Here is a 9,303-nt window from a genome sequence, read left to right as displayed (position 1 = left end):
CAGGTCGGCGTATTCACGCCGACCTGCGCCGCCCTGCCCCGTGCTTCAACGCGCGGCCGGCGTCGAGCCGACGTCCGCGATCCGCGACTCCAGCATCGCCAGCGCGCCCGACAGCGCATTCAGCACGTCGTCCGGCAATTGCGCCATCGTCTGTTCGAGAAACGCCTTGCGGCGCGGCAGGCATGCGTCGAACGCGGCGCGGCCGGCGTCCGTCAGCGTCACGTTGGTCACGCGATTGTCGCGTGCGTCGGATTCGCGCTCGATCCAGCCGAGCGCGTCGAGCGATTTCAACTGGCGCGTGAGCGCGCCCGGATCGATGCGCAGCACTTCGACGAGCTTCTTCTGCGACGAATGCCCGCCCATCGTGTGCAACGCGACCATGATGCGCCAGCGCGGCATCGGTTGCCCGACGTGCGTCTCGAATGCGGTCATGAACGCGCGATACGTCCGTCCGAATTGCTGCAAGATCGCGACGCGGTCCTGTTCTTCCATGCGCTCAGTTCTACTCGTTCAATCGTTCAATCGGCCGCGACATGCGGTTCGATCTTGCGCCGCAGCGCGATCGGCGGCACGCGGCGGCACTGCCACACCGACACCACGGCGACGACGGCCGCCATCGCGACACCCACGTGAATCGCGCCGACAAGCGATTCGCGGGCCGCTTCCAGCAGCAGCGCGCCATTATGCCCGGCACGGGTCAGCTCCGCGACAAGGCCGCCCTGCGCGGCGCGATCGATCAGGATCTGCGGATCGGCGAGCTGCGCGTGCCACTGCATCGCGTGATCGGCCGACAGCGCATCGCGCACGCCGGCCGAGTACATCTGGTTGACGAGCGTGCCGGTCAGCGCGGTGCCGATCATCCCGCCGACCATCCGCAGCGACTGCAGCAGCGCCGTGGCGATGCCGAGGTGTTCGCGGCCGGCCGTCTGCTGCGCGAATACGGTGAGGTTCGGCAGCACGAAGCCGAGCCCGATGCCGCCCGCGACCATCAGCGCCATCAGCAGCCATTTCGGCGTCGTGTGGGTCGACACGACGACGCCCGCGCAGGTGATCGCGAACAGCACGAAGCCGACGTGCAGCATCGCATTCGGATTGCGGATGCGCGTGACGACACGGCCGTTCATGATGCTGCCGATCGTGATGAACACGACGAGCGGCGTGATCACGAGCCCCGCCTCCTTCGGCGACATCCCGAAGCCGCCCTGGAACAGCAGCGGTGCGTAAAACAGCAGCGAGAACATCGAGAAGCCGGCGAGGATCGCCAGCACGAAGAGCGCCGACAGCGCGCGGTTGCCGAACATGTCGAACGGCAAGATCGGCTGCGCGCAGCGCTTCTCCCAGTGCCACAGGCCGAAACCGGCCGCGACCGCGACGACGAGCAGCAGCGACGCCCAGCTCGCGACGCCGTACTTCGGCAGCCATTCGACGAACAGTTGCAGCGCGCCGAGCGACAGCGCGATCAGCAGCGCGCCCGGCCAGTCGAGCCGCATCTTGCGATCGTGCTCGACGTGGCGCAGGTGCGGCAGGTAACGCCACACGAACAGCAGCGACAGCAGGCCGATCGGCAGGTTCACGTAGAACACCGAGCGCCAGCCGAACGACTGGGTCAGCACCCCGCCGAGCGACGGGCCGACCGCGTTCGCGATGCCGAACGCGGAGCTCATCAGCACCTGCCAGCGCAACCGCACGACGGAATCGGGGAACAGGTCGGGAATGCACGCGAACGCGGTGCCGACCAGCATTCCGCCGCCGATCCCCTGCAGCCCGCGCGCGAGCACGAGCATCAGCATGTCGTTCGCCATCCCGCACAGCACGGACGCGCCGGTGAACACGACGATCGACACGATGACGAACGGCTTGCGCCCGTAATAGTCGCCGAGCCGGCCGAAGATCGGCACCGTGATCACGGAACTGAGCAGGTACGAGGTCGCGACCCACGCGTACAGGTCGAACCCCCGAAGCTCGGCGACGATGGTCGGCAACGCGGTGCCGACGACGGTCTGGTCGAGCGCGACGAGCATGGTGACGAACGAGATCCCGATCATCGCCAGCAGCGATTCGCGGAACGGCAGGACTTGCCCGCTCGAATGGTGGGCGGCGGTATGGACGGCCATTTTTTGTTGGCGCAACTTTTGACGAGTCAAACAATCTCAAAATTCTAGCATGCGGGAGTAATCTAGGCTGGCGACGGTCAAACCGGCCCAGACCGCCAAGGAGAAAGATGGAACCGATTTCAATTCCCCCCGCCACCATGCTGTCGCAGGACGATCGGGACGCGCTGTGGCGCGCGAAGCAGGTGCTGGAAAGCCCGTCGCTGACGATGAAGCTGACGGGCATGCTGGGCGCACCGGTCGAGAAAATGATCGCCCGGCTGCCGGATTTCGCGACCGGCAAGATCAACGACGCGACGCAGCTCGCGCTGCGCAAGTGCCTGAACATCGCGCTGCGCACGCTCGGCAAGCCGCCCGCGCCGGACGCCGAACCCGACAAGCCGAGCAACCTGCTGCACAAACTCGCGGTCGCGACGACCGGCGCGGCGGGCGGCGCGTTCGGCTTTCTCGCGCTGCCGGTCGAGCTGCCGGTGACGACGACGCTGATCTTCCGCTCCGTGTGCGACATCGCGCGTAGCGAGGGTGAAGACCTGGGCTCGGTCGATACGCAGCTGCAATGCCTGGCCGTGCTCGGCATGGGCGGCAACCCGGACAAGCAGGAAGAGGACGCCGATCTCGGTTATTTCGTGCTGCGCGGCGCGCTCGCGCAGGCAATCTCGAAGGCATCGTCCGACATCACGACGAAGGGCATCGCCGCGCACAGCTCGGCGGCCGTGTTCAAGCTCGTGCAGACGGTGGCGTCGCGTTTCTCGGTGCAGGTGACCGAGCAGATGGCCGCGAAGTCGATTCCGGCGATCGGCGCCGTGCTCGGCGCGACCGTCAATACGCTGTTCATCGACCACTTCCAGCAGATGGCGCACGGCCACTTCACCGTCCGCCGGCTCGAGCGCAAGTACGGCTCGGCGGCCGTCAAGGCCGCCTATCAGGCAATCGACGTCTCGCCGGCGCGCTGAACCGCGCGCTCGACCGCGACGCGGCGCAGGAACGCGGCCGCGCGGTCGAGCGCGTCGCGTGCTTCCGGCATCATCGGCGCGTACAGCTGCCACACGTGCGGCATGTCCGGCCACACCTCGATCTCCACCGCCACCCCGGCGGCCTTCGCCTTCTCGGCGACGCGGCGCGAATCGTCGAGCAGCACCTCGGTGCTGCCGACCTGGATATACAGCGGCGGCAGGCCCGCGAAATCCGCATAGAGCGGCGACGCGTACGGATTCGTCCCCGGCTCGTCGCCGAGGTACAGCTTCGCGGCCTTCGGCAGCGCCGCGCCCGCGAACATCGGATCGGCGCCGTCGTTCGTGCGCAGCGTGGCGCCGGTGGCGGCCAGGTCGGTCCATGGCGAGAACAGGATCGCGCCGGCCGGCAGCGGCTCGCCGCGATCGCGCAGCGCAACGAGCGTCGCGAGCGCGAGGCCGCCGCCCGCCGAATCGCCGCCGAGCACGATCGACTCGGGCGGCGTGCCGAGCGCCAGCAGCTGGCGGTACGCGGCCAGCGCGTCGTCGAGCGCGGCCGGGAAACGGTTTTCGGGCGCAAGCCGGTAGTCGAGCGAGAACGAGCGCACGCCCGCGCGCTTCGTCAGGCCGAACACCAGCGGCCGGTGGGTCTTCGTCGAACAGAAGTAATAGCCGCCGCCATGGAAGTACAGCAGCGTGCGGCCCGGCCCGCGCCCCGCGCCCGCGTCGGTGCGCTCGAGCCATTCGCCGCGCAGCGGCGCGTCGCCCGCGCCGTAGCACCGGCGCAACCGGTAGCCCGACGGCACGCGGCGCGGCACCATGATCCGCAGGTCGGTAAAGCGCCGTGCGCGGGCGGGATCGAGCACCTCGCGCGTGGTCTCGGGACGGAACTGCCAGCGCAGCAGCCAGCAGGCGAACTTGCTTTGCCAACTCATCGGACGCACTCCGTATTCGCAGTGTGACGACGGTACGTGCGATCGTTCCCGCACCGCTCGACGGGTGCCGCCATATCAAACGCCGGCGCTCAGTTCGCCGGCATCACCTGGCCGCGGATCTCGCCGGCCGGGTGCTCCTTCGTATGGACGTTGAAATACCACTTGCCGCCCATCAGGTCGGTGACCTGCGCGTCGGTGAGTGCCTTCGAACCCTTGATCGGGCTCGCCAGCTCGTCCTTTGGAATCGGCACCTGCACGCCCGCGTTCTGGCCGACCGGCGCGGGCCCGTGGAAATGCGCGGCGGTGGCCGGGCCGGTGAGGTGTTCGTAACGGACCATCCACTGCAGCATGTGCGTTGCCGTGTCGTAGGTGGCCTCGACGTCGCCCGAGCCCTTGGTCGCCGTCGGCGGCACCTCGCTCGACGGCTGGAGATTGGCGGACAGGCGCACCGTTTCGGCGGCGGCGGTGCCGGCGGCCAGCACACCCGCGAGTAACGCGACCTGGAGCAAACGCAGCTTGAGCATGGACTCTCCTTGTACGACGTTGTACGCCGACCGAACGGCGGCGCCACACATGATGGTAGTCGATCGCCGCCGATCCGGGAGCCCGTCGAACGGCCATGCCGCAAAACGCCGCAGCGCGCTCGGCAGGCCAGTCTGCCTCAGGCTGGAATGGACCTTTGCAGCCTGACGGCTGAATCCGCGTGCGGCCTTTCGCTACACTTCATCTCACAGTTGCTTGTTTCCTTCGTCCGAAGGAGTCTGCGAGTATTCACGCGGCCACCCGGCCGCGTTTTTTTTGCCCGCCGCCAGATTCGGAGCCTGCCGCATCGAGCATGACGAAGCGATCACGCCGCCCCGCGTCACGCCCGATAGCCGGGATCGATGCGATCGACGATACGCTGCAGCGCGTCGAACGCATCCTGCCCCGCGCCATGCTTCGGATCGAAATTCAGCGAATCGCGCACGCACCCTTCGAGCACGGGCGGCGCGATCGGCAGTGCGTCGCCGATCGCGTGCGTGGCGACCTGCACCTCGCACGCGCGATTGAGCAGCCACATCAGCGAGAACGTCTGCGCGAGCGTCGCGCCGATCGTCACGGGCCCATGGTTGCGCAACAGCAGCACGGGCCGCCCGCCCGCGCTCTCGACGATGCGCCGTCCCTCTTCGAGATGCACGGTGATGCCCTCGAAGTCGTGATACGCGATCTTCCCGTACAGCTGCGCCGAATAGAAATTCGAGAACGACAGCCCGTCGCGCGAACAGCACACGGCCATCGTCGGCGTCGTGTGCACGTGCATCACGCAGTGCGCATCGGGCAGCGCCGCATGAATCGCACTGTGGAACGTGAAGCCGGCGGGATTGATCGGCCAGTCGGAATGACCGATCACGTTGCCGTCGATGTCGATCTTCACGAGGTTCGACGCGCACACCTCGCGGTAATGGAGCCCGAACGGGTTGATCAGGAAATGCCCGTCCTCGCCCGGCACGCGCAGCGAGATATGGTTGTAGATCAGCTCGGTCCAGCCGAGATGGTCGAAGATGCGGTAAGCCGCCGCGAGCTGCACGCGCGCCTGCCATTCGGCTTCGGAGAAACGGGCGGGACGCGTGAACGGCTGGTTCGGGACACGTTGCATGGGGGGGAACTCCGGTTGCGGATGTGCGCGGCCCGCGTGGCGCGGGCCGCCCGGCGGCGCCGTCCTGCGCGCCACACTCGTTGCGCGCACAACCATATCACCTTTGCCCGCGCACCGGAAACGCGGGTTTAGCCGGAGCGTTTCCGGCCCCTAAAGCTGGTCGTCGACCGGCAGCAGCATGAAGACGCCGGTCATCAGGTTGCGCAGCAGCCCCGCGTGCGGATCGACGTGATAGACGGCCGGCTTGCCGTCGTCCGTGCCCGTCCATTCGAGTTCGGGCGTACCGCCGCCTGCCGGCGTCACGAGGCTCACGCGGTAGCTTTCGTCCGGCTGCGTTGCGCGCGCGAAGATCTGCGCGACCTGCTCGGCGAGCGCCGGGCTATGGATCACCAGCGCCAGTTCGGTGTTCAGGTGCGCGGAACGCGGATCGAGGTTCATCGAGCCGATCACGAGGATCTTCCGGTCGATCACGTACGCCTTCGCGTGCAGGCTCGCGCGCGAACGCGACCCGAACAGGCGCGGACGCTGGCGACCCGGCTGCGCCTTGAACTCGTACAGCTCGACGCCGTGCTGCAGCAGCGGCACACGGTACGGCCCGTAGCCGGCCTGCACGGCGACCGCGTCGGTCGCCGCGAGCGAATTGGTCAGGATCGCGACACGCACGCCGCGCGCGGTCGTGTCGCCGAGGATCTTCACGCCCGCGTCGTGCGGCACGAAATACGGCGAGAACGCGAGGAATTCCCGCTGCGCACCGCGCGTGAGTTCGACGAGGCGCTGCATCGGCGGGCTCACGTACGCGTCGGTCGGCTGCGCGACCTTGTCGGGCGCGTCGGCCGTGAACTCGGCCGGCGCCCACACGAGCCCGAGCTCGTCGCGCGCGATCTGCCGCGAGAGCGGCGTCGCGTTCAGCGGCTTCGCGTTGTACGGATCGGCATTCTTGCGCCAGTGGTCGCGCAGCTCGTCGCGCATCGCGTCGAGATCCTTCGTATCGAACGACTGATGATTCAGCACGCGCAGCGGATAGCTGCTCGCGCTCGACCAGTAGGTGTCGAAGCTCGCCGAGATGTCGTTCGTCACGGGGCCCGCGGCGAGCACGTCGAGATCGCGGAACTGCAGCGTCGGGCTCGCGCTGAAGTATTCGTCGCCGAGGTTGCGGCCGCCGACGATCGCGATCTGGTTGTCCGCGATCATCGCCTTGTTGTGCATCCGGCGCGTGAAGCTGTCGATGCGCGTGAAGAAGTTGGCCGTGCGCTCGACCATCCCCTGTGACGCGCCGAACGGGTTGAACACGCGAATCTCGACGTTCGGGTGCGTGTTCAGCGCGGCCATCACGCGATCGATGTCGCGGAAATTCAGGTCGTCGACCAGCATCCGCACGCGCACGCCGCGATCGGCCGCGTAGAGCGCCGCGGCGAGCAGCAGCTTGCCGGTCGTGTCCTCGGTCGCGATGTAGTACTGCATGTCGAGCGTCTTCGTCGCGGCGCGCGCGAGCGCGATGCGCATCTGCAACGCCTGCGCGCCGTCGGCCAGCAGCCGGAACCCCGACTGGCCCGGATGCGCGGCCTCGGGCGCGGCCAGCGCATCGCGCAACGGCGTCGCGGTATCGGGCGGCAACGCATGGGAGACCGGGCGATCGAGCGTGGTGGCGGGCGGATGCGTCGCGCACGCGGCGACGAGCGACAGGAGTACGCCGGCGGCCAGCGCGCGGGCCGGGCGGCATGCGGCGCGCCACGACAGCGCGGCCGGTGCGCGCCGGATCAGGGACGTGAACACGGAGACTTCCTCGACTGGCGGAACACAGGGCCCGCATGCGCCGCGGCGCGCGGCTGGCGCGCGGTTCCGGCCGATTCTAGTAGGCGCCCGATGAACCGGTCAATCGCGCGGGCGGCACCGACGGCCTCGAACCGCAGGCGTGCGCGCGCGTGCCGGGCATCGACGCCCGCCGCACCGGAAGTGCCCGCCGGGCGGGCCTCGCACCGAAGTAGTCCGACCAATCTCAGGCCTCGTCGCCGCTGCGCTCGAAATGGCTGCGCACGTAATCGATATGGGTCTGCATCGCGGTGCGCGCCTCTTCGGGCCGCTGCGCGCAGATCGCGTCGCACACGACGCGGTGCTGCAGCAGCAGGAGTTCGGACGCGTGCTCGTCGTGCGTCGTCATGCCCGCCACGTTGATCGAGATGTGCTCGCGCAGCATCCCGATCACGCTCGTATGCAGGTGCAGGAACATCGTGTTGTGCGACGCGAGCGCGATTGCCTCGTGCAGCTTCGCGTCGGTCGCGGCTTCGACGGCCGCCGCGCCGTTCGCGTGCGCGGTTTCGAGCTCGCGCAGCAGCGCACGGATCCGGCGCCGGTCGTGCGCGTCGGCGCGCAGCGCGGCGAAATACGCGGTCGCGCCTTCGAGCACGCGGCGGAATTCGAGGATGTCGTCGCGCAGCGCGGGGTGATCGGCGACCAGTTGCCCCCACGGCGACGCGATGCCGGCGCGCAACTGGTCCGTCACGTAGACGCCCGCGCCGCGCCGACTCTGCAGCAGCCCGCGCGCGACGAGCCGCTGGGTCGCCTCGCGCACCGTATTGCGCGCAACCCCGTACTGCTGCGCGAGCACGCGCTCGGCCGGCAGGCGTGCGCCGGCCGGCCACGTGCCGTCGAGCAGTGCCGTCTCGATCTTGCGCATCACCCCTTCGGTCCGGCCCCGTGCCGTCATCGCTGCCATCGTCGCGTCTCCCCGCTCAATGCGTGCCGCGCCGATTGGCCCAACCAATTTGAGCCGCAGCGCCGTCGCGGGAATTATGCAGCGAAATCGTCGTCCCGCATCCGCATGCCGGGCCGTCGCCACTGGAGCGAGACATGAACGAAAGGCAATACCCCGCCGCCGCCCCCGCGCACGTCTATCTGTTCGCGACCTGCCTGGTCGACCTGTTCGTCCCCGAAGCCGGGCTCGACGCGGTCCGCCTGCTGGAACGCGAAGGCCTGACCGTCCACTATCCGCGCGGCCAGAGCTGCTGCGGGCAGCCGGCCTACAGCAGCGGCAATCCCGACGAAGCGCGCCGCGTCGCCGCCGCGCAGCTCGACCTGTTCGCGCAAGCGTGGCCCGTGATCGTGCCCTCCGGCTCGTGCGCGGGGATGATCCGCCACCATTGGCCGGCGCTGTTCGCCGACGATCCCGTGTACGGCCCGCAAGCCCGCGCGATCGCGGAGCGGACCTATGAACTCGCCGAATTCCTCGTCCACGTGCTCGACGTGCGGCTCGACGCGGCGACGGCCGGCGCCGGGCCCGACGAACGCGTCGTGCTGCATACGTCGTGCGCGGCGCGGCGCGAGATGGGCACGCGCGGGCACGGCGTCGCGCTCGTCGACGCACTGCCGGGCGTGACGCGCGTCGAACACGAACGCGAATCCGAATGCTGCGGCTTCGGCGGCACGTTCTCGCTGAAGCATCCCGACATCTCCGGCGCGATGGTGCGCGACAAGGTCGCGTCGGCCTGCGCGACGGGCTGCGACCGGCTCGTGTCCGCCGACTGCGGCTGCCTGCTGAACATCGGCCACGCGGCGGCCAAGGCCGGCGCGCCGCTGCCGGTCGAACACCTCGCCAGCTTCCTGTGGCGGCGCACCGCGAACGCCCCGTCGCTGCGCGGAGACCAGCGATGAGCGCGCGCGACTCGATCCTCGCG

At 68.9% G+C, this 9,303-nt stretch carries 9 protein-coding genes; 2 read left to right on the top strand and 7 right to left on the bottom strand.

The window, feature by feature from the left end; all coding sequences use genetic code 11:
- Nucleotides 1-45: 45 nt before the first annotated feature.
- Together DPV74_RS35685 and DPV74_RS35680 are read right to left on the bottom strand one after the other, a co-directional pair.
- On the bottom strand, nt 46-492 hold the full coding sequence (locus DPV74_RS35685; protein WP_021161333.1) for a MarR family winged helix-turn-helix transcriptional regulator: 447 nt from the start codon (nt 490-492) through the stop codon (nt 46-48).
- A 26-nt stretch (nt 493-518) separates the two neighbouring features.
- Nucleotides 519-2,114 carry an MDR family MFS transporter gene (locus DPV74_RS35680; protein ID WP_059699892.1) on the bottom strand — a complete coding sequence of 532 codons (1,596 nt, stop codon included), beginning with the start codon at nt 2,112-2,114 and terminating at the stop codon, nt 519-521.
- Between the two features lie 107 nt (nt 2,115-2,221).
- Here DPV74_RS35680 and DPV74_RS35675 point away from each other — a divergent pair, with 107 nt between their 5' ends.
- Nucleotides 2,222-3,064, top strand: a complete 843-nt coding sequence (locus tag DPV74_RS35675; protein ID WP_027789140.1) for an EcsC family protein — start codon at nt 2,222-2,224, stop codon at nt 3,062-3,064.
- Here DPV74_RS35675 and DPV74_RS35670 read toward each other — a convergent pair.
- From DPV74_RS35670 to DPV74_RS35650, 5 genes are all read right to left on the bottom strand, one after another.
- A complete protein-coding gene (locus DPV74_RS35670) occupies nt 3,034-3,996 on the bottom strand; it encodes an alpha/beta hydrolase (RefSeq protein WP_060350305.1) in 963 nt (320 codons plus the stop codon). The two genes, DPV74_RS35675 and DPV74_RS35670, sit on opposite strands and share 31 nt — an antisense overlap.
- 89 nt (nt 3,997-4,085) lie before the next feature.
- Nucleotides 4,086-4,520: a CHRD domain-containing protein gene (locus DPV74_RS35665; RefSeq protein ID WP_060357036.1), complete on the bottom strand. Its 435-nt coding sequence runs from the start codon at nt 4,518-4,520 to the stop codon at nt 4,086-4,088.
- A 338-nt stretch (nt 4,521-4,858) separates the two neighbouring features.
- Nucleotides 4,859-5,632, bottom strand: coding sequence for a class II aldolase/adducin family protein (locus DPV74_RS35660; protein ID WP_006497398.1), 774 nt, complete (start codon nt 5,630-5,632; stop codon nt 4,859-4,861).
- A gap of 150 nt (nt 5,633-5,782) precedes the next feature.
- Entirely contained in the window at nt 5,783-7,405 is a 1,623-nt protein-coding gene (locus tag DPV74_RS35655; RefSeq protein ID WP_060194465.1) for a phospholipase D family protein, read from the bottom strand.
- A 223-nt stretch (nt 7,406-7,628) separates the two neighbouring features.
- Nucleotides 7,629-8,345, bottom strand: a complete 717-nt coding sequence (locus DPV74_RS35650) for a FadR/GntR family transcriptional regulator (protein ID WP_027789137.1) — start codon at nt 8,343-8,345, stop codon at nt 7,629-7,631.
- 134 nt (nt 8,346-8,479) lie between these two features.
- Here DPV74_RS35650 and DPV74_RS35645 point away from each other — a divergent pair, with 134 nt between their 5' ends.
- On the top strand, nt 8,480-9,280 hold the full coding sequence (locus DPV74_RS35645; protein WP_119338896.1) for a (Fe-S)-binding protein: 801 nt from the start codon (nt 8,480-8,482) through the stop codon (nt 9,278-9,280).
- The last annotated feature ends 23 nt before the right edge of the window (nt 9,281-9,303 follow it).

It is taken from the genome of Burkholderia sp. HAN2018 (genome assembly GCF_024704855.1).
In the GTDB taxonomy this organism is placed as follows: Bacteria; Pseudomonadota; Gammaproteobacteria; order Burkholderiales; family Burkholderiaceae; genus Burkholderia; species Burkholderia cepacia.
Note: the sequence above shows the minus strand (reverse complement) of the source record. Positions and strands in the feature narration are given on the sequence as shown.